This window comes from Sinorhizobium glycinis (genome assembly GCF_001651865.1).
GTDB classification, from domain to species: Bacteria; Pseudomonadota; Alphaproteobacteria; order Rhizobiales; family Rhizobiaceae; genus Sinorhizobium; species Sinorhizobium glycinis.
Genome location: NZ_LPUX01000055.1, coordinates 361446 through 387706, shown reverse-complemented (window position 1 = coordinate 387706; position 26261 = coordinate 361446). Strand labels below are relative to the sequence as shown.

Genomic DNA, 26261 nt, shown 5'->3' with positions numbered 1-26261 from the left:
CGGCGCTCCATTTCGCAGTGCATTCCCCGGCTCAGAGCCATGGGGTCTCGAGAAAGGCAGTCGAATGTCGCAGGTTCGCCTGGAGCAAGTCACCAAATCCTTCGGCAGCGTCACGGTCATCCCGCCGCTCGATCTTTCGATCGCCGACCGCGAGTTCGTCGTTCTCGTCGGTCCGTCCGGCTGCGGCAAGACGACGACGCTCAGAATGATCGCCGGGCTGGAGACGGCGTCTTCGGGCACGATCCGGATCGGCGAACGGGATGTCACCGATCTGCGTCCGGGCCTGCGCAACTGCTCGATGGTGTTCCAGAACTACGCGCTCTATCCGCATATGACGGTCGCCGAGAACATCGGCTACGGCATGAAGGTCCGCGGCACGTCGAAGAGCGACATCGAGAAGTCCGTGGCGGAGGCCGCCCGCATCCTGAACCTCGGCGCCTATCTCAACCGCAAGCCGAGTGCCCTTTCCGGCGGTCAAAGGCAGCGCGTCGCGATCGGCCGGGCAATCGTCCGGCAGCCGGACGTTTTCCTTTTCGACGAGCCGCTGTCGAACCTCGACGCAAAGCTCAGGATCGAAATGCGCACCGAGATCAAGCTTCTGCACCGGCGGCTTCAGACCACCGCCGTTTACGTGACGCACGACCAGGTCGAGGCGATGACGATGGCGGATCGCGTCGTGGTGATGAACCAGGGGCGGATCGAACAGGCTGCCGATCCGATCACTCTCTATGAGGCGCCCGCCAATCTCTTCGTCGCCGCCTTCATCGGCGCGCCGAGCATGAATTTCATCGAAGGCATTCTCGAACGCGGCGAGGCGGGGCTTTCGTTCCGGGCCCCTGGCGATGTCGCCTTTCCGCTTCCCCACGAGCAGGCGCAAAAGCTTGGCGCCCATATCGGCGAGGCGATCGTGCTCGGCATCCGGCCGGAGCACACGATTGCCGCCGATCAAGGTCTCCCGAAGGTCAAACTGAAAGTCCGCGATATCGAGCCGCTCGGTCCCCATACGCTGGCGATCGGAAAAGTAGGATCGGCGTCGTTCACGGCCCAGGTCCACGCCGCGGCGCGCATCTCACCGGACGACGTCATCGACGTTCCGATCGACATGGCGAAGGTTCATTTCTTCCTGAAAAACACCGGAGTAGCCGTCGGGCGGTGAATATGGCGTGCAAACCCATCGCCAGCCGCTCGCTCCGAGCCGACTTTGACGGCCATGGCCGAATCCCGAAATTGCTGAAATATTGCCTTCGCAGCAGGGACGAGGAGGCGCGGCGATGGCCGAGCTCAGAGTGAAGACGAGGGAGACCGGCGCGACCGCCGTCGTCGGGCGGACGGCGTTTCCGCATGTCACCTCGGTGACCGGCGGTGCCCTCGACATCGTAACCGGTCCCTCGCAGGCCGGGTTTGGTCCCCTCGACCTTCTCTACGCATCGCTCGCTAGCTGCCTGGTGCTCAGTGCGCGCATCGCCGCCAGCCGCTTCGGGGTGCTCGACAGGCTCGTCGAAGTCTCCGCCAAGGTGACCGGTGAAAAAGCGCGGGACGAGCCGTCGCGGGTGGCGCGCTTCGATATCGAATTCGTCATCAAAGGCGATTTCGACGACGCCGTGCGGCGCGCCATCGCGGAAGCGGCGGAAGAGGAAATCTGTACGGTCAGCAACACGCTGCGCGGCCATCCGGAATTCGCAAGCAAGGTCTTCGGTTAATTAGAGGAAACAGGGTCTCGATGACATCGCGTCCGGCTTACCATTTCAATTCGATCATCGTCCGGGAGCCGTCGCGCTCCGTCGTCAACGGACTGCGCGCCGAGGATCGCGGCAGCCCGACCTATGAGGGCGTCAAGGCCGAGCACGATGCCTATCTGGAGGCTATGCGCAAGGCAGGCGTGACAGCAACGGTTCTTCCGCCACTCGAGGCCTTCCCGGATTCGATCTTCGTCGAAGACCCGGCGCTTGTGTTCTCCGAAGGCGCGATCCTGCTGCGGCCGGGCGCGGCAAAGCGCGAAAAGGAAGTCGAGGAAATCGCGCCGACGCTCCGCGACATGTTCGACACGGTGCTCGATCTGCCGGCAGGTTACGCCGATGGCGGAGACGTATTGACGACTCCGGAAGGCGTCATGATCGGTCTTTCGGCGCGCACCGACAGGGCCGGGGCCGCGGCGCTTCGGACCTGCTTGGACCAGCTCGGCCGCAACAGCGAAATTGTCGCGACGCCGGAGGGCGTCCTTCACTTCAAGACCGATTGCTCGCTGCTCGATGACGAGACGATCCTCTCCACCAATCGGCTTGCGCGCTCCGGCGTCTTTCAGAAATTCAGGCAGATGGTCATTCCGGAAGGCGAGGAACCGGCCGCCAACGCACTCCGCGTCAACGACGTCGTCTTTGTTGGTGCCGATTTCCCGCGGACGATCGAGATGCTTGACAAGGCCGGATACAAGGTCGTGCCACTGAAGACGACGGAGATCGGCAAGATCGATGCCGGGCTTTCCTGCATGTCGCTGAGGTGGTTCAGCCGCGAATGACGCGGATGAATTCGTGCCAGGGAACGAACAGCCGCGGAACGTCGCAACAGGCGAGGCGTGCCTGGCTATTGCTTTTAATCGCACCCGGACTGAGTGTCTGCTAAGACGCGCGCTACTGTGTCATGAGCCGCTTGATTGTCCGGCCTTGCCCGATCTGTTATCGTATTAGCATTGGCTAATGTAGCTGTGGACAGCTGCAGGTCCGATATCACGACAACGATGCGATTGTGGGAGAATGGCCATGAAACGGCTTCTGACGGCTGCTGCCCTCTTGGCGGCGAGCGGTTTGGTCGCAGGGCAGGGCGCAGCCGCCGACGACGCTGCGCTGATCAAAAGCGCCGAATCCGCTGCCCCCGCTGCGGTATCGAGCGGCGCTGCCATCCACGCCATGGATGAGAAGGGTACCATGCGCACCTTGAGGGAGGGCAAGAACGGGTTCTGGTGCATGCCGGACAACCCGGTTACGCCTGGCCCCGACCCGATGTGCGGCGATGCCAACGCGATGGAATGGGCGACGGCATGGATCGGAAAGAAGGAGCCGCCCAAGGGCAAGGTTGGCTTCATGTATATGCTGGCCGGCGGCACCGACGCCAGCAATACCGACCCCTATGCGACCAAACCCGAGGAGGGTAACAACTGGGTGGAGACCGGCCCGCATGTCATGATCGTCAATGCGACGGACATGATGCAAGGCTACCCGACGGAACCCAAGCCCGACACGTCCAAGCCGTATGTGATGTGGGCGGGGACGCCCTATGCCCACCTCATGATACCGGTGAAGTAGCGGCGGCGAGAACGCCGTGGGCGCGAACCGCGTGCTGCGCCGCAAGGGAGGCAGTGACAGCCAGCTGCGTGCGCGGGCTTCGATGGAGAATGTCGGCCGATTTCGCCTTTGCAGCAGTCGGCGTGCTCGGCATCGCCGGAAGCGCGTTTCCACCGGTTTTCGTCTGCGCGACGCGCTCGGCACGCCGCAATCCCCGCCATGCAGATTTGAAAGAACACGCCCGGATTGAGCCGCACGCGCGGAACAAGCAGGGGGATGGTCCCGTTTATTTGCGAGCCCAAGGGCACCATGAACACAGCTCGGTCGAGCGATGAGCCTCCGTGTCAGTGCATACGCGAGGCTTCGCTATGTTAAACGAATCATGTTGCGGAGCCTCCTATGGAAGACTTCCTGCTGTTCGCGGCGGTCGGGTTTCTTGCCCAGGCGGTCGATGGTGCTCTTGGGATGGCCTATGGCGTGATCTCTTCGACGGTGCTCCTCGCCTTCGGGGTGCCGCCGGCGCAAGCATCGGCATCGGCTCATGCTGCAGAATTGTTCACCACTGCCGCCTCCGGATCGGCCCATCTCTACCACCGCAACATCGACTGGAAACTGTTTCGGCGGCTGGTTCCCTTTGGTGTCGGCGGTGGGATCATCGGCGCCTTCGTACTCACCTCGTTTGATGGAGACCAGGTCAAGCCCTTCGTTACGGCTTATCTCGCAATCATCGGGAGCTGGCTGTTGTATCGATCGTTTCATCGTATTCCGACAAACCCGGTGAAAATGAGAGTCGTCGCGCCCCTGGGCGCAACCGCCGGCTTCCTCGATGCTGCGGGCGGCGGCGGCTGGGGTCCTGTTGCCACAACCGGCCTGCTCGGCGCGGGCGGACAGCCGCGGTTCGTGATCGGCACCGTCAATGCCAGCGAGTTCCTGATTGCGTTTTCGGTGTCGCTGAGCTTCCTCGCCACGATTGTCACCGGCCACTGGGAGCAAGCCGGCGAATTCGGCGACTATCTCACATCTGTCGGCGGGCTGATCGCCGGAGGCGTTTTCGCGGCGGCGCTGGCGGGATGGATGGTCAAGGCATTGAAGGAGAGGACCCTTCTGCGGCTCGTCGGATCTCTGATCACGCTTCTGGCCGGCTACCAGACGCTCGAGCTGACTGGGTTGGTTTGAAACTTGGCGTTAGGTCGCAGGCGAAAGATCTCCAAATACCGTCGGGATCAGTTCCGACACCGTGGGGTGAATGTGCATGGCGCGGCTGATCGTCGTATAGGGTTTCTTCGCATACATCACGTCGAGGATGCTCTGGATCGCCTCGTCGCCGCCCGTGCCGAGGATCGAGGCGCCGAGGATTTCCTTCGTGTCGGCGTCGACGATCACCTTCATGAAGCCCAGCGTCTCGCCCTTCTCGACGGCACGCCCGACGCGCGTCATCGGCCGGGTGCCGATCAGGAGCCTGCGGCCGCTCTTGCGTGCCTCCGTCTCGGTCATGCCGGCGCGGCCGAGCGGCGGATCGATATAGAGCGCATAGGCCTGGATGCGGTCGCCGACCCGGCGCGGGTCGTTGTCGATGAGGTTCGCGGCAACGATCTCGAAATCGTTGTAGGACGTATGGGTAAAGGCGCCGCGGCCGTTGCAGTCGCCCATCGCGAAAATATGCGGCACGCTCGTGCGCAGGGCATCGTCGACCTCGATATAGCCGCGTGGGTCGGTCTTCACACCCGCCTTGTCGAGCCCGAGATCGTCCGTGTTGGGGCGGCGGCCGGTGGCGAGCAGCACGTCGGAGCCGATGACCTCCGGGGCTCCCGACGTGCAGTCGACGCCAGCTGCGACACCGTCGGAGTGCTTGGCGAAGCGGATGCATTCGGCGTTGAGGCGTATATGGATTCTCTCTTTTTCGAGGATGGCGCGGATCGCATCGGAGATGTCCGGGTCTTCGCGTGCGATCAGGCGAGGGCCTTTTTCGATGACGGTAACCTCGGAACCGAAGCGGCGGAACATCTGCGCGAATTCGAGCCCGATATAGCTGCCACCGATGATCACGAGATGCCGGGGCAGGTGGGCTAGTTCCATGATCGAGCTGTTGGTGAGGTAGGGAGCGTCGTCGATACCCGGAAAATCCGGGATGGCGGCGCGTCCGCCCACATTGAGGAAGATCTGCTCGCCGGAGATCAGCTCTTCGCCGATGCGGATTTCCGTCGGGCTCTCGAAGCGCGCATGGCCGTCCAGCACCGTGCAGTTCTTCATGTCCCTGAGCCAGCTCTCGACCCCTGACCGGGCATCGAACCGGACCTTCTCCTTGCGGGCCATGACCCGCGCGAAATCGACGGATACGGGACCGGTCGTCATGCCGTATTCGGCGCCGCGGCGTGCCGTATGGATAGCGTAGGCGCTCGCCACCATCGCCTTGGTCGGCATGCAGCCGGTGTTGACGCAGGTGCCGCCGAAGAGCTTACGCTCGACGAGTGCTACGGATTTGCCCGCTTCCGCCAGGCGTCCGGCAAGCGACGGTCCTGCCTGGCCGGCGCCGATGATGATCGCGTCGAAATGCCTGGTCATGATGACACCACCCAGAGCGCCAGCAGAATGGCGACAAGGTCTTCGAGGAGGGCGATCGGCAGGTCCTTGCCGCCGATCATCGCAACGAGGCGCTTGCGCGCTTCATAACCGCCGAGCGTCCCGAGGATTGCGCCAACGATCCCGGCAACGGCGCCGCCTAGCGGAGAGCCCGCGCCGGTACCAATCACCGCGCCGCAGAAGCCGCCGCTGACGATGCGGGCGCCGAATTGCTGCGGCACCTTGCGGCTCGGCGTGCTCGGGAGCTGGTCGGTGACGTATTCGACGAGCGCCAGCAGACTGAAAATGTAGGGTGTGAAGCGGTAGCCCATAAAGGCCGCCCAAGTATTGGCGACGGGTAGCCAGCCGGCCGCGGCGGCGATGCTGGCGGCCGCCGGCGCGGTCATGACCCGCAAGCCCGCCACAACGCCGATCAGAAGCGCAAGAACGTAGACGGACATCACATCCCCCGAACTGGTTTCTCAAGGACAAGAGCTGCTGCCGTAAGGGAACCCAGCGAGAGAGTGTCCGACTTCGCGGTCGATTGCAACCTGGTAGTAGGTAGCTTGACCTCGGGCATCCCGAAGTTCAACCATAAGTCCTATGGGGTCCTTGCTCTGTTCTTTGCGGAACCCTGACATATATGGATGCTCTAGCCGGACGCAGCGGAGAGCCGCGACGGTCGTGGATCAATTGAGGGAGACGATCATGCGCCTGACCCTGATGAAGACAATTGTCGGCACGGCGCTCGCTTTTGCGCTGACCTCCGCGGCGGCCAGGGCCGACGTCGTGGTTTCGTCCAAGATCGACACGGAAGGCGGCGTTCTCGGCAACATCATTCTCGCCGTCCTCAATGCCAACGACATCAAGACCACCGATCGCGTCCAGCTTGGCGCCACTCCCGTCGTTCGCAAAGCCATCACTGCGGGCGAAATCGACCTCTATCCGGAGTATACGGGAAACGCCGCCTTCTTCTTCGAGAAGGCCGACGATCCGGCCTGGAAAGACGCCGCCAAGGGCTATGAGCTGGCAAAGGAGCTCGACTACGACGCCAACAAGATCGTCTGGCTGACACCTTCGCCGGCCAACAACACCTGGGCGATCGCGCTGCGCAAGGAGGTGGCCGAGAAGAACAAGCTCAAGACGCTTTCGGACTTCGGGAAATATGTTGCCGGCGGCGGCGAGGTCATCCTGGCGGCGTCGTCTGAGTTCGTGAACTCCGCCGCCGCCTTGCCGGCCTTCCAGACGGCCTATGCCTTCACGCTGAAACCGGAGCAGCTCATTACTCTGTCGGGCGGCGATACGGCCGCCACCATCGCAGCGGCGGCGAACCAGACGAATGGCGCCAATGCGGCGATGGTCTACGGCACCGACGGCGGCATTGCGCCATCCGGTCTCGTCGTTCTCGAGGACGACAAGAACGTTCAGCCGGTCTACCAGCCGACGCCGATCATCCGGGAAGCGGTACTGAAGGAGAATCCCAATATCGAGAGCCTCTTGAAACCCGTCTTCGAAAAGCTCGACCTCGTCACGCTGCAGGAGCTCAATGGCCGCGTGCAGGTGGGCGGCGAGCCGGCAAAGGCCGTCGCCGAGGACTTTCTGAAGAAGAACGGCTTCCTGAAGTAGGCTGGCAATAGGCGTTGTCCGATGCCGGATCGGGCAACGCCTGCGGACAGTCGTCGAGCGGATCATTTCATGGCGATCGGTGTCATCCGGGAAACAGAGCGCAGGTCCTTACCCTTCGATAAGCTCGGCGTGATCATTGCGGCTCTTGCGGTCTATGGCGCGTTCCTGGCCCCTTTCGCGACGTTCCGGGCAAACCGCATCGTCCAGGGCGAAGGTAAGGCGATCCTCGAAGCTTTGCCGCCCTCGCTCGGCTACGGGCTTCTCGCGCTCGTGACGTTCGCGATCGTCGTGGCGGTTTTGAAGACATCCGTCCCCGTTCGCATGGCGGCCGCCTTTGCGGCCCTCCTCGCCCTGGGCTTTCTGATAGGCAGCTGCGCCGGCAATCTGGTGCCGGCGGAGAATGCCTATGCGCGCGTCTCTCCGGCCTCCGGCTTCTGGGTCCTCGTCTTTGCCTTCGCGCTTCTGGTGGCTGACGCGTTGACCCGGCTGAATCCCGGACCCGGCCTCCGGCTTCTTTTTCTCGCAGGCGCCCTGGCGCTGGTCGGTGCAATGCTCGCCACGGGGCGATGGGACGGACTTTCGATCCTCAAGGAATATGCGAGCCGGGCCGACACCTTCTGGGCTGAGGCCGGCCGCCACCTGACGCTGGCGCTCGGATCGCTCGTCGCGGCGACAGTCGTCGGGCTGCCGCTCGGCATCCTCTGCCATCGCGTCGAGCGGCTGCGGGCAGCCGTGTTGAATGTCCTGAACGCCATCCAGACAATTCCGTCGATCGCCCTTTTCGGTATTCTGATCGGGCCGCTCGGCTGGATCGCGGCACATGTTCCCGGCGCCGAAGCGATCGGCGTCCGCGGTATCGGCGTCGCTCCCGCCTTCGTGGCGCTTTTTCTCTATTCGCTGCTGCCGGTGGTCGCCAATACGGTCGTCGGGCTCGCCGGCGTGCCGCGCGCCGCCAATGATGCCGCACGCGGCCTTGGCATGACGGAGTGGCAGCGGCTCGTGACGGTCGAATTCCCTCTGGCTTTTCCGGTCATCCTTGCCGGTATCCGCATCGTGCTCGTCCAGAACATAGGACTTGCCACCATCGCCGCCCTCATCGGCGGCGGCGGCTTCGGCGTCTTCGTCTTTCAGGGCATAGGGCAGACGGCCATGGATCTCGTGCTTCTTGGCGCGGTTCCGACCGTGGTGCTCGCCTTTACCGCCGCCATCGTACTCGACGCGCTGATCGAAGTGACGGGTCCCAAACACAGCCGGGGCAAGGCCGCATGATCGAATTCGACCGCGTCACCAAACGATACGACGAAACGGAGGTGGTCAGCGACGTCTCTCTGGCCGTGATGCCGCATACGATCACGGTGATCGTCGGGACTTCGGGCTCGGGAAAGACCACGCTCATCAGGATGGTCAACCGTCTGGTCGAGCCGACCTCCGGCATGATCCGGATCGATGGCGAGGACAATCGCCTGGTGCCGGAATTCGAACTGCGCCGCCGGATCGGCTATGCGATCCAGGGCCATGGCCTCTTTCCGCATCGCACCGTCGCCCAGAACATCGCCACCGTGCCGACGCTGCTCGGCTGGGAGAGGGGGCGGATCAAGGCGAAGGTCGAAGAGCTGCTGACGCTCTTCCAACTCGATCCGGATTTCTTCGGCCCGCGCTATCCGCACGAGCTCTCCGGCGGCCAGCAGCAACGTGTCGGCGTCGCGCGGGCGCTTGCGGCGGAGCCGAACCTGCTCCTGATGGACGAACCCTTCGGCGCCTTGGACCCGATCATTCGCGCCAAGGCGCAGGACGACCTGCTCGCCATCCAGAAGCACTTCGGCACGACGATCATCCTCGTGACCCACGACATGGAGGAAGCCTTCCATCTCGCCGACCGGATCGCCGTGATGGACAAGGGCGAGGTGGTGCAACATGGAACACCGGCCGAGATGCTGGTGCGTCCCGCAACACCTTTCGTCGAAGAACTGATCGGCGCTACCGAACGGCCGTTCCGCCTGTTGGCCATCGAGACGGCCGGCGATGCCGTCGAGCCCGGCACGGCCGAAGGCACGCCGATACCGGAGGCCCTCAGCCAGCGCGAGGCGCTCTCCGAACTCCTGTGGTCCGGACGGTCCGCCTTGCCGGTCGCGGCGGCGAATGGTGCCATCGTCGGCAAGGTCAGCCTCGATGGCCTGGTGAAGCGTGCCGCGAGGCCGCGGTGATGGCGTCGCTGCCCACGCTCCTGCGGCTGGCGGTGTTCCTTCTGTTGCTGGCCTTTCTCCTGCAGCCTGGCTGGTTCGAGCCGCTGCTCAAGCCGCTGGTGCAGGAGAACGCCCCGGCGGTCTACAACAGGGGCAGCCTTTTCTGGCTGACGCTCCTCCACCTACGAACCGTGTTCGTCGCGACGTTTGCAGCGACGGTCATTGCCGTGTCGCTGGCGGTCCTCGTGACGCGCGAGGCGGGCGCCGAATTCCTGCCGCTGTCGCGCAGCCTCGTGAATATCGGCCAGACCTTTCCGCCGGTGGCGGTGCTGGCGCTCGCGGTTCCGATCTTCGGCTTCGGCGAGAAGCCGACGCTGATCGCTCTTTTTCTCTATGGGCTGCTGCCGATTTTCGAGAATGCCGTGACAGGGCTGACGACACTGCCGCCGGCCGTAACCGAGGCCGCCCGCGGCGCCGGCATGACCGAGCGCCAGAGGCTCATGCAGATCGAGCTTCCCCTGGCCATGCCGGTGATCCTCACCGGCATCCGGCTTTCCGTCGTGATCGGCCTCGCAACGGCAACGATCGGCTCGACCGTTGCCGCCAAGACGCTCGGCGAGGTCATCATCGCCGGGCTGCAGTCGAACAATCTCGCCTTTGTCCTGCAGGGCGGGCTTATCGTCGCGGCGCTTGCCGTCCTCATCCATGATGCGCTTCAGGCATTGGAGCGTGCCCTTGCAGGACGCACCAACGCGTAACCGAACCCTTGCCTGACGGGGCCGCCGACCGGGAAAACGTGGCTTCTCTGCGCATGTGAAAATGAATTTCACAATTTCTCAGAATGACCGAATTTTTGTTGACGTGCCGCAAAATCTATCCCAGTCTGCGAAAATAAATTACGAGACGGGAACGGCATCAGCATGAAGATCGGGATAATCGGACTCGGATTCCGTCTCGGATATCTGGGCTATGTCTTCAAGGCCATCGACGAAAGCTTCGAGATCGCCGGCTATGTCGACCCCGCCCCGGCCGGCCTTGCGACGCTTTCGGAAAAAGGCATTTCGGCGGGAAAGGCCTATGCCACGCCCGAGCAACTGATCGCCGGCGAGCGCCTCGACCTGCTGATGATCGGCTCTCCGAACCACATGCATCTCGAGCATATCCGCATCGGCCTGGAAGCGGGTCTCAAGGTCTTCTGCGAGAAACCGATCGTCAGCACGATCGAACAGAGCGTTGAACTTGCCGCTCTTCTGGCGAAACACGGTCCCGATCGGCTGATGGTCGGCCTCGTGCTGCGCTACGCGCCGATGTATCGCGACCTTCGCGCCGCCCAGGCGGCGGGGACGCTCGGCGAGATCGTTTCGATCGAGGCGGCCGAGCACATCGAACCCTATCACGGCGCCTTCTTCATGCGCGACTGGCGCCGCTACGGACGCTATGCCGGCAGCTTCATGCTCGAGAAATGCTGCCATGACCTCGACCTCTACAATGGCGTCGTCGGCGCCCGGCCGGAGCGGGTAGCGAGTTTCGGCGGGCGCAAGAGCTTCACCCCTGCCAATGATCCGGCCCGCGACGGCGTCAACGACCTGCAGCTCTTCCACCGCAAGCCGAGCGGCTGGCTAGGGTCCGACAAGGTCTTCGATAGCGACGGCGACATCATCGACTATCAGGTGGCGATCATCGAATACGCCAACGGCGTCGCAATGAACTTCCACACCAACCTCAACGTTCCGGACCAGTTCCGCCGCTTCTGCGTGATGGGGTCGCGCGGCATGGCGGAAGGCGACTTCATCCGCGGTTACCTCGACGTTCACGAGGTGCTTTCCGGCAGGAAGGTGGTCGAGAAGCGCTACGCCAAGGAGACGGCGCTCTCGCAGCACTATGGAGCGGACGAGCAGATGGCGGCCGAGATCATCGCCCATGTCCGGCACAGTGGCCCGCTGCCTGTCTCGCCGCTCGATGCGCTGGAAGCGGGCATCCTTGCGCTTTCCATGGACGAAGCGCGCATGAAGCGGCAGGTGGTCGATCTCAGGCCGCTCTGGGATCGCTTCGACGAAGCCCTGCACGCCCGTGCGGCCTGACGGGGGGGAGGGGCATGAGTGTTCGCCGCAGCACCGTCATCTTCGCCTGGATCCTGCTCCTTCCGGCCGTTCTCTACGTCTCTGTGATCGTCGCCTATCCGCTGGTCGATACGTTCATCCTGTCGTTCACGGACGCCTCGCTGAAGAAGACGACCAAATGGGTCGGCACAGCCAATTACGACAAGATTTTCAACGCTACCTTTGCGGAAGTGATCGTCCGGACCTTCGTCTGGACCGCCTTTTCGGTGGCGATCAAGATGATCATCGGCACCTTCGGTGCGGTGATGCTGAATGCCGCCGTGCCGGGGCGGGCGCTGTTTCGCGTGCTGACCATGCCGCCATGGATCGTGCCGATGGCGATCGGCATCTTCATGTGGGGCTGGATGTATAACGGCCAGTTCGGAATGATCTCCGGCATGCTGCAGAACTGGGGCCTGGTGGACGGCCCGGTCGCCTTCCTCGCGCATGGCTCGACCGCCTTCTGGGCAACGATCATCACCGACGTCTGGATCGGCGTGCCGATGGTGACGCTCTACATGCTCGCTTCGATGCAGGCGATCCCGCAGGATCTCTACGAGGCCGCCTGGACGGACGGGGCAGGGCGCTTCTACCGCTTCCGGCGCATCACCCTGCCGCTTCTCGTCCCGTCGATGATCACCATGTCGATGCTGTCGCTGATCGCCACCTTCAACTCCTTCGACATCATCTGGATTCTCACCCAGGGCGGCCCGAACGGCGACACGACGACGATGATCATCGACACCTACCGGACGGCGATCGGCTCGAAGAAATACGGCGAGGGCGCAGCCCGCGCCGTGCTGATCTGCATCTTCCTGTCGATCTTCTGCATCGCCTATTTCCGCGTCACGCACCGTCTTGCCTCGGGAGAGGGCCGATGAGCCAGCCAGCCATGATCAACCGCTATCGCTGGTACGAACTGGTCGGCATCTATGCGGGCATCTTCGTCTTCCTGAGCTTCATTCTTTCCCCCTTCGTCGAAGGCTTCCTCGTATCGCTGAAGCCGCTCGGCCTTCTGTTCTCCTCGCCCTACCGCTTCTGGCCGCAGAACGGATCCTTCGACGCCTACCGCAGCATGTGGGTGAGCGTGCCGGGTTTCGCCCGATACATCTTCAATTCCTTCTTCATCTCCACGATCGTGACGGCAGTCGTGCTCGTGCTGGTCGTGCCTTCGGCCTACGCCTTTGCCCGCTTCAGGTTTCGCGGCAGCGGCGCGCTGCTCGCAGCTTTTCTGGCGGTCAACATGTTCTCGGGCGCCGTGCTGCTCATCCCGCTCTTCCGGCTGATGCGCAGTTTCGGCGTGCTCAACACCTATTTCGCGATGATCGTGCCGGGCGTCGCCTTCCTCATTCCCTCGGGCATCTGGCTGTTGCGTACCTACATGATGCGGATCCCCCGGGAACTCGACGAGGCTGCCTTCGTCGACGGGGCAAGCCATTTCTATACGCTGCGCCGCGTCATCCTGCCGATCGCCATGCCCGGCATCACCGTCGTCGCGATCACCACCTTCATCGGCTCCTACGCCCAGCAATTCATCTTCGCGCTGACCTTCAACTCGAAGACCGAATACATGCCCCTGCCGATCGGCCTCTATGCCTATTTCGGCCGGCAGGAAGTCGTCTGGAACGAACTCATGGCGGCGAGTTTCGTCGGCATCGCGCCGGCCGTCGTCCTTATCTTCCTGATGCAACGCTATCTCGTCGCGGGCCTGACAGCCGGCGCCGTGAAACAGTAATCCGCAACAACGAGCTCACAAGCGAGGGGAACTACCATGACAAAGCATGCCTCATTGATTGCCGGAACTTTCGCGCTTCTCGCCACGACGGCCCTGCCGGCGCTCGCCGACACCGAGATCACCTTCCTCGCCTGCGGCGACAAGATGCAGCCGGCCCATGCCGACTTCATCAAGAAATGGGAAGAAGCCAATCCCGGTTACAAGATCGCCTCGGAAGTGGTCGGCTGGGGCCAGTGCCAGGACAAGGTGACGACGCTTGCCGCCTCTGGCACGCCTGTGGCGCTCGCCTATGTCGGCTCGCGCACGCTCAAGGAATTCGCTCAGAACGAACTGATCGTGCCGATCCCCTTCACGGACGAGGAGAAGAAATCCTATTACCCCTTCATCATGGACACGGTGACGACCGACGGCAAGCAATGGGGCGTTCCGGTCGCCTTTTCCACCAAGTCGCTGTACTGGAATAAGGCGCTCTTCAAGCAGGCTGGTCTCGACCCGGAAAAGCCGCCGCAGACCTGGGCGGAAGAGCTCGAATACGCCAAGACGATCAAGGAGAAGACCGGAACTGCGGGCTTCGGCGTTGTCGCCAAGACCTTCGACAACACCATGCACCAGTTCCTGCATTGGGTTTACACGAACAATGGTTCGGTGATCGACGCCAGCGGCAACATCACCTTCGACAGCAAGGAGAACCTCGAGGCGCTGACAGCGCTGAAGGATATCGTTCCCTATGCCGAGGAGGGGCCGACCTCCTATGAGCAGAACGAGGTCAGGGCAATCTTCCTCGACGGCAAGCTCGGGATGATCCATGCGTCGGTCGGCGCGGTGAACCGCCTCAAGGAAACGAAGATCGACTGGGGCGTTGCGCCGCTGCCGCTCGGGCCGAGCGCCAAGGGGCCGGGCACGCTGTTGATCACCGACAGCCTTGCCGTCTTCAGCGGTACGGGCGTTGAAGAAAAGGCGATCGAATTCGCCAAATTCCTCACCAATCCTGAGAACCAGCCGATCTACGAGGCGCAGGAAGGCCTGACGCCGCTTCGTCCGGGCAAGGCGGTCGACGATATGGTTGCGGCCAACCCATATTGGAAACCATTCATCGACGGAATCTCCTTCGGCGGGCCGGAGCCCCTCTTCACCGACTATAAGGGACTTCAGAACACGATGATCGAGATGGTCCAGTCGGTCGTCACCGGCAAGGCCGAGCCCGCCGATGCCCTGAAAAAGGCGGCTGCCGACCTCGAACAATACAAGTAAAGCCCGGCGGGACCGCGGGGCTTCGCTTCGCGGTCCCCTCAATTCGTGGAAAAGCCGCCTTCGCCGGCGGCCGGAGACAGTTACTTGGGCCAGCTCAATCTCAAAAAGGTTCAGAAGTTCTACGGCACGTACGAGGTGCTGAAGGGTATAGAACTCGAGGTGAAGAACGGCGAGTTCGTGGTCTTCGTCGGCCCGTCCGGCTGCGGCAAGTCCACGTTGCTTCGAATGATCGCGGGGCTCGACGAGACGACGGCCGGCGACATCGTTATCGACGGCAAGCGGGTCAACGACCTGCCGCCCGTCAAGCGCGGCATTGCCATGGTCTTCCAGTCCTATGCGCTCTATCCGCACATGACCGTGTTCGAGAACATCGCCTTTCCTTTGCGCGTCGAAAAGATGGCCGAGGAGAAGCTCAAGGCCAAGGTCGAACATGCGGCGCGCATCCTGCATCTCGACCAGCGGCTGGAGCAGAAACCGGGCATGCTGTCGGGCGGCCAGCGACAGCGCGTCGCGATCGGACGGGCGATCGTGCGCGAGCCGAAGATCTTCCTGTTCGACGAGCCGCTTTCGAACCTCGACGCGGCGCTGCGCGCCGACATGCGCATTGAGCTGGCGAAACTCCACCGGCAACTGAAGGCAACGATGATCTACGTCACGCACGACCAGGTCGAGGCGATGACGATGGCGGACCGGATCGTCGTGCTGAATGCCGGTGAGATCGCCCAGACCGGCGCGCCGCTCGAGCTCTACCACAAGCCGGCCAACATCTTCGTCGCCGGCTTCATCGGCCATCCGAAGATGAATTTCCTGCCGGTCACCTGCACGGGTGTGAGCGAGGCTGGCGTCGAAATCGACTATAGAGGGCAGACGGCGTTTGTTCCGGTTTCGCCACGGAGCGGCATGGCCGGCCGTACGCTAACACTCGGCGTGCGCCCGGAGCACATCCAGACGGGCTCAGGCGACCTGACGCTGACCATCAACCCGTCGGTCATCGAGCGCCTCGGCGCGCACACGGTTGCCTATGCATCGCTCGGCGGCGAGGGCGAGAACTATTGCGCCATGCTGCCGGGAACCGCCGTCCTCCGGGCGGAGGAACAGGTGAAGACCGGCATCCGTGGTGTCGATTGCCACCTGTTCGACGAAGACGGCATCGCCTTCGAGCGTCGCGTCGAGATGACCGACATCGATCTTGCCCTTTTCGACCCGGCGGCCTGAACGTGACCGTAGTGATAAGACTGCTCGGCCCGGACGATATCGAAACCTTCCGGCGCATCCGGCTCGAGGCGCTGCGCGCGGAGCCCGATTCCTTTGCCAGCAGCGCCGAGGACTGGGAAAGGCTGCCGGACGACGAATGGCGCCGGCGGCTGACCGACAATCCCGTTTTCGTTGCCTTGCGCGATGAGGATCCGGTGGGCATCATGGGCCTACTGCGCCAGCACGCCAGCAAGATGGCGCACCGGGCCACCGTCGTCATGGTCTATGTGCATCGGAGTTTGCGCGGAAGCGGTGTCGCGCGGCTGCTTCTCCAAACAGTGACGGAGCACGCGCGGAGGGAAGGCATCCGGCAATTGGAGCTCTCGGTCAGCGCTGAAAACGTGGCGGCGATCGCCTTCTATCGCCGGGAGCGGTTCGAGGCGGTCGGCCGCATTCCCGGCGGCTGCATCCGCAACGGCCGGGAAGTCGATGATCTCATCATGGTCCGGCGCATCGTCGATTGAACCAAGGAGACCTCAGAGCGTCGAATTGAGCGCGCCGCCGTCGAGCAGCAGGTTCTGGCCGACGATATAGCCGGCATACTGGCTGCAGAGGAATGCCGCAGCGGCGCCGAACTCATCTGGCGTACCGACGCGGCCCGTCGGATTCTGCGCATACTCCTCGGCGCGCGCCTCTTCCAGTGAAACCCCACGTGCCTTGGCGGATTTTTCGAGGAGTTTTTCCAGCCGCTCCGTCTGGTGCGATCCCGGCAACAGGTTGTTGATGACGACGCCGTGCCGTGCCACCTGTCGTGCCGTACCCGCAACGAAGCCGGTGAGCCCGGTGCGGGCGCCGTTGGAGAGACAAAGTTCCGGGATCGGTGACTTCACCGAGGCCGAGGTGATGTTGACGATCCGGCCCCATTTCCGCTCGATCATGCCGGGGATCACGGCCTTCATGAGCAGGATCGGCGCCAGCATGTTGGCCCTGATTGCCTCCAGCCAGTTGTCCTCCGTCACGCTCGACCAGTCGCCTGGCGGCGGGCCGCCGGCATTGGTGACAAGGATATCCGGCTGCGGCTCGGCGCGAAGGAGTGCATTGCGGCCTTCCTCCGTCGTGACGTCGGCGGCGACGATCTCCACCTCCACGCCATAGTCCTTGCTGATGGCGCGTGCCGTCTCGCGAAGCTGTTTCGGCTCGCGGGCATTGAGCGTCAGGATGACGCCTGCCTCGGCGAGCTTCTCGGCGACGCCCCGGCCCAGCCCCTTCGAACCGGCGCAAACCAGCGCCCGTTTGCCTTTGATACCCAAATCCATGTTATGCTCCGACAATTCTGTTTGACTTATCCGTTTGGCAGCGTGGCCAAGAAAGATGGCGGCCTCATGCTTTCCGCGCGACATCGGCGACCGCATCCGAGAGGCGGGCAATCTCCGATAGGGTGTTGAGATAGCTAACCGAAGCCCGCGCGATCTGGTCGAGCCCTCGCGCGGTCATGTCGAGCGGTGTATAGGGAACACCATTCGCCCCGATCGCGATTTGTCTTTCGGCCAGGGCCGCGCGAACTTCCGGCGCCGGAATGCCCTCGACGGTGAATGATACGACACCGGAGAGTTCGGCCCCGAGGTCCCGCACCGTCACATTCGGGATGCTGCGAAGATTGTCGCGCAGTTCGTTCGCGAGCGTGCCGATCCTCTCGCGGATCGCCTTCATGCCGAGCGCACTTGCCTGGCAAATGGCAGCGCCAAGTCCGAGGATCAGCGCCGGCGAAATCTCGCCCGCCTCGAAGCGGCGTGCATCGTCGCGGATCTTGACGACGCCGTCGACGATCGGCCCGGAAAGCACATCGAGATAGCGCGGTGTCAGCCGCGGCAGGAATTCCTGCCTGACATATAGGATCGCCGTGCCGCGCGGCCCGCGGAGGAATTTCCGGCCAGCCGCCTTCAACACGTCGCATCCAAGCGAGGCGACGTCGATCGGGATCTGCCCGAGTGCCTGGCCCGCATCGATGAAATAGGGAATGCCGGCGGCCCTGGTCACACGCCCCACCGCCGCCGCATCGTTGATCAGGCCGCCATTCGCCGGCAGCCATGTGAGCGACACGAGACGGACGCGTTCATCGATCATCGCCGCCAGTGCCGAGGCATCGACGCTGCCGTCGTCGCGGGCGGGAATGGCCTCGACCCTCGCTCCGGCCCGCACTGTGGCGTCTTGCATCGTAGCGAGATTGCCGCCCCATTCCTGGCGGCCGACGAGGATGCGGTCGCCTGGAACGAGCGGCGGCAAGGCTGCAAAAGCTGCTCCCCAGGCGGCAGAACCGCTGCCGAGGAACGCAATCTCGCTCGGCCTGGCGCCGATCAGTGCCGCTGTGCCGGCTCGCACGTCCTCTAGAAGAGCCGTGGCACTATTCGCCGCTTCCATCGGGCCGTCGTTGGATTCCTTTCTCAGATAGTCCCACATCGCTGTCAGCGTCGATTGCGAAGGCAGCGAGGCGCCGGAGTGATTGAAATGCATGCCGACCGCACAGCCGGGCGTATCGGCTCGCAGCCGATCGAGGTCGAACACATCGCTCATGCGGCCGGCTCCAGTTCCACCAGCGCGTCGATTTCGACGGTGGCACCGGCCGGCAGCGCGGCCACACCCACGGCGGCGCGTGCGTGCCGCCCCGCCTCGCCGAACACGTTGACGAAAAGATCCGAAGCCCCGTTGGCGACCAGTGATTGCTCCGCGAAGTCGGGCGACGAGGCGATGAAGACGCCGAGCCGAACAACCCGCCGGACGGCCGCCAAAGAACCGTCGGTCGCAGCGGCAATCTGCGACAGGACGTTGATCGCAGCGCGTTCGGCGGCGATGCGGCCCTCTTCGATAGTAACCCCGGCTCCTACCGACCCGGTGAAGACGTCGTCGTGCCAGGCGCTGATCTGTCCCGAGACGGCAAGAAGGTTGCCGGTTCGTACCGTGGAAACGTAGTTCGCCGCCGGCCTTGAAGGTACTGGCAGAGCATGTCCGAGAGCGGAAAGTCTGGCTGCGATGGTTTCTAACATGGCGGTCTCCCCTTGGAATGCGGGCGAGAATGCAACGGCCCTCCGATTGCTTCCAATTCAAACTGCATTATGGTGCGATCGATCAGGCTAATGTCTCTATTCTAAAGAACCAGGGAAATCATGCGCGCCTCCACCACCATGCCCCCGCTGCAAGCCTTGCGGGCTTTCGAGGCGGTGGGCCGCCTGCTGAGCTTCCGTCGTGCCGGGGAGGAGCTGCTCATTACCCAGAGCGCGGTGAGCCACCACATCAAGCAGCTCGAGGAAACGCTGGGCATCCGGCTTTTCGTGCGCAAGGCCAAGAGTATCGAGTTGACGCCGGCGGGGGCGGCCTACCTGGACAAGACCGTCGAGGCTTTCGCGATCATCGCCGATGCGACGTTCGAGATGCGCCGACAGGTGCCCCGGCAAAGGGTGCGCGTCAGCGTCCTGCCCTCGTTCGCGGCGAACTGGCTGGTTTCGCGGCTTGCCGGCTTCATGCTGAAGCATCCGGAGATAGAGGTCGAACTCGACCCGACACTGCGTCTCGCAGACTTCGCAGCGGACGGTGTCGATCTGGCGATCCGCTTCGGCAGCGGCCAATCGGAGGGGGTCAGGGCAGAGTGGTTGATGAATGAAGAGTTGAGCCCTGTCGTTAGCCCGGCACTCTTTGGCGACGGTTCGCGCTTCGGCGGACCGGCAGACCTTTTACGTCATACCTTACTTGAATCCTGGAATCCGGTGGGGTGGGAATTGTGGCTCGGCGAGGTTGGCCTCGATATTCGCCGGGCCCGCGTGCTGCAACTCACCGACTACAATATCGTCCTTCAGGCGGCCCTGAACGGACAGGGCGTTGCGATCGGACGCATGCATATGGTTCGCGATCATCTCGCCGCCGGAAGGTTGATCCAGCCTTTCCCGCAAACCGTCCGGTCCGAAAAGATCGCCTACTGGCTCGTCATGCCGCAAAGCCGAGGGCTCAGCGCCGGCGCCGAGACCTTCGCCTCTTGGCTGCAGGAAGAGGCGGCATCGCCGCATTTGCGCGTCTGCTGAAAGCGACAGCCATCATTTCGGCAGGCCGTCGTCCCGATAGAGGAAATCCTGACTGCGGGCTGCATCGGGGCCGGACGTGTCCTTGCCGGCTGCGGTGTCGCGTATCGTTTCGAGGAGTTCGCGCCGGTGCGGATCGCTGGCGATCGGCCAGATGTCGCGCCGCGCCCGGACGTAGGGCGTTTTCGCCGGGTCGTTGGGATAGGGCGTTCCGGCCGAGCAATAAAGGATCTGCGAGGCGATCTTCGAGAACGAGGCGTAGAAATGGTTCGTCGACTTGACCACCAGGATCTTCTTGGCGGTCGGATCGATACCCATGACCGAAAACAGGCTCGGGTCGAAGCTCTGGGCGCGCGTCGAATTGAGAATGATGTCGATGCCGCGGTACTGGATATGCGCCGCATCTCCAAACGGAGCGAAGCTCTCGCCGAAGCGCATTTCGGCATTGCGCACCAGCCGCACCACCCTGACCATGCCGTCGATCGGGCGGCCCGTGCCGGGGGCGGATTTCGCACCGAAGCGCAAGGGGATTTCCGCGCCTTCGCCCGCCGCCATGCAGATTTGCACGGCCATCGGATCCCAGATCGTGCCGATCGCCGCATCGGTGACGCCTTTGGCGAGCAGTTCGTCGAGGACCACGGTCGCATCACCCGCCGTGCCGCCGCCCGGATTGTCCCACATATCGGCAATGACCATCGGTCCGGCGGGCGCGGCAATTGCCGCGGCGACGGCCTGCCGTTCGTCGATTTCCGGCATGCGGAAGGTGCCGCGCTTTTCGAAGAGTTCGAGGCCGAGTTCGCGGGCGAGCGCCTGGCCCTTCTCCGGACGGCGATTGGTCACGGCGACCATCTTGGTGCCCATTTCCGGGACGTCGCCGGCCATGAAACCGTGTACGACCGAGAGCGACAGGACGTCCGGATCTTCCCGCTCGGTCCGCATCATCTTGTCGACGAAGCTGCGCATCGGTTCGCGCGACGTCGGAAAGACATCAATCATCCGGCAGTCGAACACCGACATGACCGGCCGGACGCGACCTTCGAGCGTATCGACGGTGATGCGCCAGAGGTCCTCGGCTCGATCGACGAAATCGGTGTGTGGAAATTCTTTGAAGAAGACGAAGAAATCGGCCGCAGCGACCCGTTTCTCGGTGAGGTGGCTATGCGGATCGAGTTCGGCGCAGACAAGCACGTCCGGGCCGACGATGTCGCGCACGCGGGACAGGAGATCGCCCTCGGTGTCCTCGTAGCCGGCGGCGACCATCGCTCCGTGCAGCCCAAGCACCACGGCATCGACGGGGAGCGCCGCGCGCAATTGCTCCAGCACTTCGTCACGCAGCGTTTCGTAGGTCTGCCGGTTGACGAGACCGGCTGGATCGGCCCAGGCCGCGGTTCCTTCGATCAGTTCCCAGCCTTTCTCGGCCGTCACGCGACGCCCGACGGTTATCGGCGCGGTGCAGAGCGTCGGCGTTTCCGGGTGTTTTCCGGGCGGCGCATAGAGCGACGCCTCGAAGGCGCGCCTGTCGATGCAAATGGGGGAGAAGGTGTTCGTTTCGGTCGCCAGGGCTGCCGTGAAGATCCGCAATGCCGTTGCCTTCCTTGCCCTCAGTTCGAACCCATCGGATTCGGCAGGTAACCGGTGAAGCCGCAGATCTTCCACCGGCCTTCATGCAGCCGGCAATAATAAACCGTCTGCCACTTCAAGACATCGAAGTTTCCATCGGCCTTTTTTATTCGGCCATCGAACTTCTTGCGGGCGAGCGCCCGGTCTGCGTTGATCTCGATGTCCTCGAGCGTCGTCGTCGTGAAAATGGCGGTGCGCGCATCCTCTGCGAAGGACTGTTCGGCAAAAGTCAGCGCCTGGCGCAGCCACTCGTCCCGATAGGCGGCAAGCGATGGGAAGGTGAGCCGCCAATCGTCCGGGCTCGCTGCCCGCCTTCCATCGATGCCGATGAAGCCGTCTTCGACGAAATCACCAGCCACCAAAGTCCAGTCGGCAGCCAGGAAAGCGTCGATGTCCCGAGTCACCAACATCTCCCAGATCGAATGCCTGGCCGAGTCGCCGGTGTGGAAGGGATTCTGAAAGGGATTGCGCATGTGTACCGCTCGGGATTGAAATTCTTTTCATGAATGGCGTTTTTCTCTGGCCAAATTCCGCGTTCTGTGGTGATTTGTCAACGTAGCACGAAAATAATTTGCACAAAGGTTCCCTATGTCCATCAAACGCTATGGCGCCGAAGAGATCGGGGCGGGCGGAAAATCGCTGCCATTCGCGCGCGCCGTGGAGGCAGGCGGCTGGCTCCACATCTCCGGGCAGGTCGCCATGGAAAATGGCGAGGTTGTCGACGGCAATATCGTCGCCCAGACCCACAAGGCGATCGGCAATCTGCTGGCCATTTTGAAGGAGGCCGACTACGGTATCGAGCACGTGGTGAGAGTCGGCGTCTGGCTGGACGACCCGCGCGATTTCTGGAGCTTCAACAAGATCTATCAGGAATACTTCGGAGCTCATCCGCCGGCCCGTGCCTGCGTGCAGTCTTCGATGATGGTCGATTGCAAGGTGGAGATCGACTGCGTCGCCTACAAGCCCAAGGACGCCCAATATGTCGCGGGATGAGTGCGTGCGGGTTTCCGCCCGCATTTCGCGGCTCAGATAGGGAGTGGCCGTCCGGATGGATATTTTCGCAACCTTGCAGCATGAAAAGGAGCGGCTTTCGCAGTCTGAAAGCCGCATCGCCGACATTCTGCTCAACGACTTCGAATTTGCTGTCAACGCATCGATCATCGAGCTTGCAGGAAAGGCCGATGTCTCGCCGCCGACGGTGACGCGCTTCTGCCGGCGGCTGGGTTGCGACAGCTTTTCCGATTTCAAGGTGCAACTGGCCCGCACCGCCTATGTCGGCATGCGCTACCTGAAGCCGGAGCCGAAAAGCCAGGAACCGGGCGATGTCGCGCAGGACATCATCACCAAGGCACAGAATGCGCTGTTCCTGCTGCATCGTTCACTCGATCTTGCCGCGATCGAGCAGGCCGCCGACCGGCTGGCGGGCGCGGAAATGATCTATGCCTTCGGTTCGGGCGGCAATTCCTCGATGATCGCCGGGGAGTTGCAGAACCGCCTCTTCCGCCTCGGCCTGCGCATCACCGCGAGTTCCGACCACAGCATGCAATTGATGCTGGCGGCCGCCGCCAGGCAGAGCGACGTGATCATCGGCTCGTCCTTTTCCGGGCGCAACACCGAGCTGGTGCGCGCCTTCACTCTTGCCCGCGACGCCAGGGTGCCGACCGTCGCGCTGACCCAGACCGGCAGCCCGGTGGCGCAAGCCGCCGACATCACCGTTCCGGTCGACTTGCCGGAAGGAAACAACATCTACCGTCCCACATCCACGCGCATCGCCTATGTGGCGCTGGTTGATATCCTCGCCAGCCTGGTGGCCTATCGCGTCCAGCCGCAGGCCACCGCGACGCTGCGGCGCATCAAGCAGCAGCTGGTGGCGCACAGGGATGGCGACGATCGCCAGCTTCTCGGAGACTGATGTGGCACAGGAGCACCGCCCGAAAACCGTAGCGATCGTCACCGGCGCGGCCGGCGACATCGGCCGTGCCATCGCCCGTCGCCTGGCGGACGGCCACGACGTCGTGCTCCTCGCCGATATCGACGGCGATGCGGCAGGCAAGGCCGCGAGTGACCTCGGCGGGGAGGAGCGTTTCGCAGCGGTCGCCTGCGACGTGACGGATGCTTCGAGCGTGGCGGCCTTGGCGGCGGCGGCGGCGGCGCGCGGCCGCGTGCATACGCTCGTCAACAATGCCGGCGGCGCGCGCGCCGTCAGCCTGCAGGATACGACGCAAGACATCTGGCGGATGGACAGCGCCCTCAATCTCGAGGCCGCTTTCCTCTGCTTCCGGGCGGTCGAGGACATGCTGAAGGAGAGCAGGGGCTCCGTCGTCAATATCGCTTCGGTGAACGGAATCAGCGTCTTCGGCCACCCGGCCTACAGCGCCGCCAAGGCGGGCCTTCTCCACCTGACGCGGCTCATCGCCGTCGAATACGGCAAGTTCGGCATCCGCTCGAATGCTGTGGCTCCCGGGACCGTTCGAACCCAGGCCTGGGAGGCGCGCGCCGCCGCCAATCCGCAAGTCTTCGAGGAGGCGAAGCGCTGGTACCCGCTTCAGCGCATCATAAACCCGGAGGACGTCGCCAACGCCGTTCACTTCCTGGCGGGACCCCAGGCGAGCGCCATATCGGGCGTCTGCCTGCCGGTCGACTGCGGCCTCACCGCCGGCCAGACGGAACTCGCCCGCACCTTTTCGCAGTCCAGCCACTACTGACCAAGCCCTTTGGAGGATGCTCATGCAGCCGGTCTCTTATCGCCTCGAATCTGCCTGGCAGCCGGATGGCGACCCAAATGGACGCTTCACTTTCAGCCTCTTCAATCTCTCTGGCGGAGCGCTCAGCGGCTTCCGTCTCGTTTATACGTCGCTCACCCGCGTCCTCGAGCCGGCCGCCTGCGAGAATGCCGTTTTCCTGCGCCGCAACGCCAATTTCCATGAATTCGCGCCACCCGAGGGGCTGACCCTTGAGCCGGGGGAAAGCTGGACCTTCACCGTCGGCGGCCTGCACCGGCAGGCGAAGCACTGCACCGACGGGGCGAAGTCCGCCTATCTGACGCTGTCCGACGGCAAGCACTTGCCGGTGGCGGTCTCGGATCTTCGGCTCGAAGGAGCTATCAGCGAGCCGCCGCCCGCTCGCCTGCCGGACGGACGGCTCGACCTGCCCTTCGCGCTGCAGCCCTGGCCGGCCGAGATCGACGCAGTGCCTGGAGAAGGTCTTCCCGTCGTTCTCTACCCGGCATCCGGAAGCAGCGCAGAGGACATCGCGGCGGTCTCCGACGTGCTGGCGCTGTTTCACCGGCTCTTTCCCGCCGGCCACGCCCCCTTCAGCCTCGCGCCGTCCGGTCAGGGGCTGCCGATCGTCTTTGTGAAGAAGAGCGAACTCGGTGGCGAGGCCTACAGGCTTTCCTTCTCCGACCGCGACATCCGGCTCGCATACGGCGGGGTCGCCGGACGGCAATACGGCCTGACGACGCTGGCGCAGTTGATTGACGGTGCGCGCAACCATGCCGGCGCATTCCGCTTTCCCGCTTCGGGCACGATATCCGACGGGCCGCGTTACGGCTGGCGCGGCTGCCATCTCGATGTGTCGCGGCAATTCTATCCGGCCGCCGACGTCCTGCGCCTGATCGATATTCTCGCCTGGTTCAAGCTCAACATCTTCCACTGGCACCTGACGGACGACGAGGCCTGGCGGCTGGAGATCAAGGCCTATCCGACGCTGACGACGCTCGGCGTCCTGCGCGGGCCGGACGAGCCGCTGCTGCCGCAGCTCGGCAACGGCGCCGAACCGTCGGGCGGGTTCTACAGCCAGGAGGAAGTCAAGGCGATCGTCGCCCATGCGGCGGCGCTCAATGTCGAGATCGTACCCGAGATCGATATTCCAGGCCACAGCACCGCGGCGCTCGTCGCGCTTCCCGAGCTTGCCGATGGTCAGGAAGCGCCGGAAAGCTATCATTCGGTCCAGGGCTATCCCAACAATGCCCTCAATCCGGCTGTCCCGCTCACCTACGAATTCCTCGAAAAGGTCTTCGACGAAATGGTCGAGCTGTTCCCGAGCCGATATATCCACATCGGCGGTGACGAGGTGGCGAACGGCTCCTGGCTTGCCTCGCCCTTGGCGCGCAAGCTGATGGAGGAGGAAGGCATTTCCAGCACCTTCGCGCTGCAATCCTATTTCCTGAAAAAGGTGAAACAGATGCTGACGGCCCGCGGCCGCAAGCTCGTCGGTTGGAACGAGGTGGCTCATGGCGGCGGTGTCGGCACCGACGGGACTCTGCTGATGGCCTGGGAAAACCCGCAGGTCGGAATCGAGCTGGCGCGCGAGGGCTACGACGTGGTGATGACCCCCGGCCAGGCCTACTACCTCGACATGGTACAAGCGGACGCCTGGCAGGAGCCCGGCGCGAGCTGGGCCGGCACGGCAACGCCGGCGCATACCTATGCTTATGAGGCGGAGGGCGAGTTCCCGGAAGAATTGAAGGGCCGGATGAAAGGGGTGCAGGCCTGCATCTGGTCGGAGCATTTCCTGTCGCGCGGCTATTTCAACCGGCTCGTCTTCCCGCGCCTGCCGGCGATTGCCGAGGCGGCGTGGACGCCGAAGGCCGCGAAGGACTGGCTGCGCTTTGCTGCGATCGCTCCCCTCAGTCCAAGCCTGTGAGG

The 26261-nt window shown here is 63.4% G+C and carries 28 protein-coding genes; 21 read left to right on the top strand and 7 right to left on the bottom strand.

Annotated elements, in window-relative coordinates; genetic code table 11:
- Positions 1-64 precede the first annotated feature (64 nt).
- The 6 genes from AU381_RS13190 (at position 65) to AU381_RS13165 (ending at position 4454) form a co-directional block, all read left to right on the top strand.
- Entirely contained in the window at positions 65-1156 is a 1092-nt protein-coding gene (locus tag AU381_RS13190) for an ABC transporter ATP-binding protein (RefSeq protein WP_064242220.1), read from the top strand.
- Between the two features lie 115 nt (positions 1157-1271).
- The gene (locus AU381_RS13185) at positions 1272-1700 is read left to right on the top strand and encodes an OsmC family protein (RefSeq protein WP_064242219.1); all 429 of its coding nucleotides are present in this window, start codon (positions 1272-1274) and stop codon (positions 1698-1700) included.
- 20 nt (positions 1701-1720) lie between these two features.
- Positions 1721-2515 carry an arginine deiminase family protein gene (locus AU381_RS13180; RefSeq protein ID WP_064242218.1) on the top strand — a complete coding sequence of 265 codons (795 nt, stop codon included), beginning with the start codon at positions 1721-1723 and terminating at the stop codon, positions 2513-2515.
- 241 nt (positions 2516-2756) lie between these two features.
- The gene (locus AU381_RS13175; protein ID WP_156528592.1) at positions 2757-3299 is read left to right on the top strand and encodes a hypothetical protein; all 543 of its coding nucleotides are present in this window, start codon (positions 2757-2759) and stop codon (positions 3297-3299) included.
- 89 nt (positions 3300-3388) lie between these two features.
- A complete protein-coding gene (locus AU381_RS13170; RefSeq protein ID WP_064242216.1) occupies positions 3389-3613 on the top strand; it encodes a hypothetical protein in 225 nt (74 codons plus the stop codon).
- A gap of 64 nt (positions 3614-3677) precedes the next feature.
- Complete coding sequence (locus tag AU381_RS13165; RefSeq protein WP_064242215.1) at positions 3678-4454, top strand: sulfite exporter TauE/SafE family protein; 777 nt, start codon at positions 3678-3680, stop codon at positions 4452-4454.
- Between the two features lie 9 nt (positions 4455-4463).
- On the opposite strand, the gene AU381_RS13160 is transcribed toward AU381_RS13165, so the two are convergent.
- Positions 4464-5840 (bottom strand): FAD-containing oxidoreductase, encoded by a 1377-nt coding sequence (locus AU381_RS13160; protein WP_064242214.1) that lies wholly within the window; start codon positions 5838-5840, stop codon positions 4464-4466.
- Complete coding sequence (locus tag AU381_RS13155) at positions 5837-6298, bottom strand: hypothetical protein (protein ID WP_064242213.1); 462 nt, start codon at positions 6296-6298, stop codon at positions 5837-5839. Before AU381_RS13155 ends, AU381_RS13160 begins: the two co-directional genes overlap by 4 nt.
- 247 nt (positions 6299-6545) lie before the next feature.
- Between AU381_RS13155 and osmF the strand changes: the two genes are divergently transcribed.
- From osmF to AU381_RS13105, 10 genes are all read left to right on the top strand, one after another.
- Complete coding sequence (osmF, locus tag AU381_RS13150; RefSeq protein ID WP_064242212.1) at positions 6546-7463, top strand: glycine betaine ABC transporter substrate-binding protein OsmF; 918 nt, start codon at positions 6546-6548, stop codon at positions 7461-7463.
- Positions 7464-7532: 69 nt separating this feature from the next.
- Positions 7533-8732, top strand: a complete 1200-nt coding sequence (locus AU381_RS13145) for an ABC transporter permease (RefSeq protein ID WP_064242211.1) — start codon at positions 7533-7535, stop codon at positions 8730-8732.
- Entirely contained in the window at positions 8729-9667 is a 939-nt protein-coding gene (locus tag AU381_RS13140) for an ABC transporter ATP-binding protein (protein WP_064242210.1), read from the top strand. The genes AU381_RS13145 and AU381_RS13140 overlap by 4 nt, the downstream gene beginning before the upstream one ends.
- On the top strand, positions 9667-10404 hold the full coding sequence (locus AU381_RS13135; protein ID WP_082909946.1) for an ABC transporter permease: 738 nt from the start codon (positions 9667-9669) through the stop codon (positions 10402-10404). The genes AU381_RS13140 and AU381_RS13135 overlap by 1 nt, the downstream gene beginning before the upstream one ends.
- A 162-nt stretch (positions 10405-10566) precedes the next feature.
- Complete coding sequence (locus tag AU381_RS13130) at positions 10567-11727, top strand: Gfo/Idh/MocA family protein (RefSeq protein WP_064242208.1); 1161 nt, start codon at positions 10567-10569, stop codon at positions 11725-11727.
- A gap of 14 nt (positions 11728-11741) precedes the next feature.
- Positions 11742-12626 carry a carbohydrate ABC transporter permease gene (locus AU381_RS13125; protein WP_064242207.1) on the top strand — a complete coding sequence of 295 codons (885 nt, stop codon included), beginning with the start codon at positions 11742-11744 and terminating at the stop codon, positions 12624-12626.
- Complete coding sequence (locus AU381_RS13120) at positions 12623-13480, top strand: carbohydrate ABC transporter permease (protein ID WP_064242206.1); 858 nt, start codon at positions 12623-12625, stop codon at positions 13478-13480. Before AU381_RS13125 ends, AU381_RS13120 begins: the two co-directional genes overlap by 4 nt.
- Before the next feature lie 36 nt (positions 13481-13516).
- Positions 13517-14731: an ABC transporter substrate-binding protein gene (locus tag AU381_RS13115; RefSeq protein ID WP_064242205.1), complete on the top strand. Its 1215-nt coding sequence runs from the start codon at positions 13517-13519 to the stop codon at positions 14729-14731.
- An 84-nt stretch (positions 14732-14815) separates the two neighbouring features.
- A complete protein-coding gene (locus tag AU381_RS13110; RefSeq protein WP_064242204.1) occupies positions 14816-15946 on the top strand; it encodes an ABC transporter ATP-binding protein in 1131 nt (376 codons plus the stop codon).
- A gap of 2 nt (positions 15947-15948) precedes the next feature.
- A complete protein-coding gene (locus AU381_RS13105) occupies positions 15949-16449 on the top strand; it encodes a GNAT family N-acetyltransferase (RefSeq protein WP_064242203.1) in 501 nt (166 codons plus the stop codon).
- A 12-nt stretch (positions 16450-16461) separates the two neighbouring features.
- Here AU381_RS13105 and AU381_RS13100 read toward each other — a convergent pair whose 3' ends face one another.
- From AU381_RS13100 to AU381_RS13090, 3 genes are all read right to left on the bottom strand, one after another.
- Positions 16462-17241, bottom strand: a complete 780-nt coding sequence (locus AU381_RS13100) for an SDR family oxidoreductase (protein ID WP_064242287.1) — start codon at positions 17239-17241, stop codon at positions 16462-16464.
- 64 nt (positions 17242-17305) lie between these two features.
- Positions 17306-18496: an aminotransferase class V-fold PLP-dependent enzyme gene (locus AU381_RS13095; protein WP_064242202.1), complete on the bottom strand. Its 1191-nt coding sequence runs from the start codon at positions 18494-18496 to the stop codon at positions 17306-17308.
- Positions 18493-18966, bottom strand: coding sequence for a RidA family protein (locus tag AU381_RS13090; RefSeq protein ID WP_064242201.1), 474 nt, complete (start codon positions 18964-18966; stop codon positions 18493-18495). The genes AU381_RS13095 and AU381_RS13090 overlap by 4 nt, the downstream gene beginning before the upstream one ends.
- A gap of 120 nt (positions 18967-19086) precedes the next feature.
- Here AU381_RS13090 and gcvA point away from each other — a divergent pair, with 120 nt between their 5' ends.
- A complete protein-coding gene (gene gcvA, locus AU381_RS13085) occupies positions 19087-19995 on the top strand; it encodes a transcriptional regulator GcvA (RefSeq protein ID WP_064242200.1) in 909 nt (302 codons plus the stop codon).
- Positions 19996-20007: 12 nt separating this feature from the next.
- Here gcvA and AU381_RS13080 read toward each other — a convergent pair whose 3' ends face one another.
- Both AU381_RS13080 and AU381_RS13075 read right to left on the bottom strand, forming a co-directional pair.
- The gene (locus AU381_RS13080) at positions 20008-21573 is read right to left on the bottom strand and encodes a M81 family metallopeptidase (RefSeq protein WP_064242199.1); all 1566 of its coding nucleotides are present in this window, start codon (positions 21571-21573) and stop codon (positions 20008-20010) included.
- Between the two features lie 20 nt (positions 21574-21593).
- The gene (locus AU381_RS13075) at positions 21594-22085 is read right to left on the bottom strand and encodes a hypothetical protein (protein ID WP_064242198.1); all 492 of its coding nucleotides are present in this window, start codon (positions 22083-22085) and stop codon (positions 21594-21596) included.
- Between the two features lie 115 nt (positions 22086-22200).
- Here AU381_RS13075 and AU381_RS13070 point away from each other — a divergent pair, with 115 nt between their 5' ends.
- Genes AU381_RS13070 through AU381_RS13055 form a run of 4 tightly spaced genes read left to right on the top strand, consistent with a single transcriptional unit; the run spans position 22201 to position 26259 of the window.
- A complete protein-coding gene (locus tag AU381_RS13070) occupies positions 22201-22605 on the top strand; it encodes a RidA family protein (RefSeq protein ID WP_064242197.1) in 405 nt (134 codons plus the stop codon).
- 55 nt (positions 22606-22660) lie between these two features.
- Positions 22661-23524 carry a MurR/RpiR family transcriptional regulator gene (locus tag AU381_RS13065; RefSeq protein WP_064242196.1) on the top strand — a complete coding sequence of 288 codons (864 nt, stop codon included), beginning with the start codon at positions 22661-22663 and terminating at the stop codon, positions 23522-23524.
- Positions 23493-24317, top strand: a complete 825-nt coding sequence (locus AU381_RS13060; protein ID WP_064242195.1) for an SDR family oxidoreductase — start codon at positions 23493-23495, stop codon at positions 24315-24317. Before AU381_RS13065 ends, AU381_RS13060 begins: the two co-directional genes overlap by 32 nt.
- A gap of 22 nt (positions 24318-24339) precedes the next feature.
- Positions 24340-26259 (top strand): beta-N-acetylhexosaminidase, encoded by a 1920-nt coding sequence (locus tag AU381_RS13055; RefSeq protein ID WP_064242194.1) that lies wholly within the window; start codon positions 24340-24342, stop codon positions 26257-26259.
- Positions 26260-26261 lie beyond the last annotated feature (2 nt).

What these genes read in the sequence shown, in the direction of transcription:
- AU381_RS13190 (WP_064242220.1), top strand. Translation starts at nt 65, where the DNA reads ATGTCGCAGGTTCGCCTGGAGCAAGTCACCAAATCCTTCGGCAGCGTC.
- AU381_RS13185 (WP_064242219.1), top strand. Translation starts at nt 1,272, where the DNA reads ATGGCCGAGCTCAGAGTGAAGACGAGGGAGACCGGCGCGACCGCCGTC.
- AU381_RS13180 (WP_064242218.1), top strand. Translation starts at nt 1,721, where the DNA reads ATGACATCGCGTCCGGCTTACCATTTCAATTCGATCATCGTCCGGGAG.
- AU381_RS13175 (WP_156528592.1), top strand. Translation starts at nt 2,757, where the DNA reads ATGAAACGGCTTCTGACGGCTGCTGCCCTCTTGGCGGCGAGCGGTTTG.
- AU381_RS13170 (WP_064242216.1), top strand. Translation starts at nt 3,389, where the DNA reads ATGTCGGCCGATTTCGCCTTTGCAGCAGTCGGCGTGCTCGGCATCGCC.
- AU381_RS13165 (WP_064242215.1), top strand. Translation starts at nt 3,678, where the DNA reads ATGGAAGACTTCCTGCTGTTCGCGGCGGTCGGGTTTCTTGCCCAGGCG.
- AU381_RS13160 (WP_064242214.1), bottom strand. Translation starts at nt 5,840, where the DNA reads ATGACCAGGCATTTCGACGCGATCATCATCGGCGCCGGCCAGGCAGGA.
- AU381_RS13155 (WP_064242213.1), bottom strand. Translation starts at nt 6,298, where the DNA reads ATGTCCGTCTACGTTCTTGCGCTTCTGATCGGCGTTGTGGCGGGCTTG.
- osmF (WP_064242212.1), top strand. Translation starts at nt 6,546, where the DNA reads ATGCGCCTGACCCTGATGAAGACAATTGTCGGCACGGCGCTCGCTTTT.
- AU381_RS13145 (WP_064242211.1), top strand. Translation starts at nt 7,533, where the DNA reads ATGGCGATCGGTGTCATCCGGGAAACAGAGCGCAGGTCCTTACCCTTC.
- AU381_RS13140 (WP_064242210.1), top strand. Translation starts at nt 8,729, where the DNA reads ATGATCGAATTCGACCGCGTCACCAAACGATACGACGAAACGGAGGTG.
- AU381_RS13135 (WP_082909946.1), top strand. Translation starts at nt 9,667, where the DNA reads ATGGCGTCGCTGCCCACGCTCCTGCGGCTGGCGGTGTTCCTTCTGTTG.
- AU381_RS13130 (WP_064242208.1), top strand. Translation starts at nt 10,567, where the DNA reads ATGAAGATCGGGATAATCGGACTCGGATTCCGTCTCGGATATCTGGGC.
- AU381_RS13125 (WP_064242207.1), top strand. Translation starts at nt 11,742, where the DNA reads ATGAGTGTTCGCCGCAGCACCGTCATCTTCGCCTGGATCCTGCTCCTT.
- AU381_RS13120 (WP_064242206.1), top strand. Translation starts at nt 12,623, where the DNA reads ATGAGCCAGCCAGCCATGATCAACCGCTATCGCTGGTACGAACTGGTC.
- AU381_RS13115 (WP_064242205.1), top strand. Translation starts at nt 13,517, where the DNA reads ATGACAAAGCATGCCTCATTGATTGCCGGAACTTTCGCGCTTCTCGCC.
- AU381_RS13100 (WP_064242287.1), bottom strand. Translation starts at nt 17,241, where the DNA reads ATGGATTTGGGTATCAAAGGCAAACGGGCGCTGGTTTGCGCCGGTTCG.
- AU381_RS13095 (WP_064242202.1), bottom strand. Translation starts at nt 18,496, where the DNA reads ATGAGCGATGTGTTCGACCTCGATCGGCTGCGAGCCGATACGCCCGGC.
- AU381_RS13090 (WP_064242201.1), bottom strand. Translation starts at nt 18,966, where the DNA reads ATGTTAGAAACCATCGCAGCCAGACTTTCCGCTCTCGGACATGCTCTG.
- gcvA (WP_064242200.1), top strand. Translation starts at nt 19,087, where the DNA reads ATGCGCGCCTCCACCACCATGCCCCCGCTGCAAGCCTTGCGGGCTTTC.
- AU381_RS13075 (WP_064242198.1), bottom strand. Translation starts at nt 22,085, where the DNA reads ATGCGCAATCCCTTTCAGAATCCCTTCCACACCGGCGACTCGGCCAGG.
- AU381_RS13070 (WP_064242197.1), top strand. Translation starts at nt 22,201, where the DNA reads ATGTCCATCAAACGCTATGGCGCCGAAGAGATCGGGGCGGGCGGAAAA.
- AU381_RS13065 (WP_064242196.1), top strand. Translation starts at nt 22,661, where the DNA reads ATGGATATTTTCGCAACCTTGCAGCATGAAAAGGAGCGGCTTTCGCAG.
- AU381_RS13060 (WP_064242195.1), top strand. Translation starts at nt 23,493, where the DNA reads ATGGCGACGATCGCCAGCTTCTCGGAGACTGATGTGGCACAGGAGCAC.
- AU381_RS13055 (WP_064242194.1), top strand. Translation starts at nt 24,340, where the DNA reads ATGCAGCCGGTCTCTTATCGCCTCGAATCTGCCTGGCAGCCGGATGGC.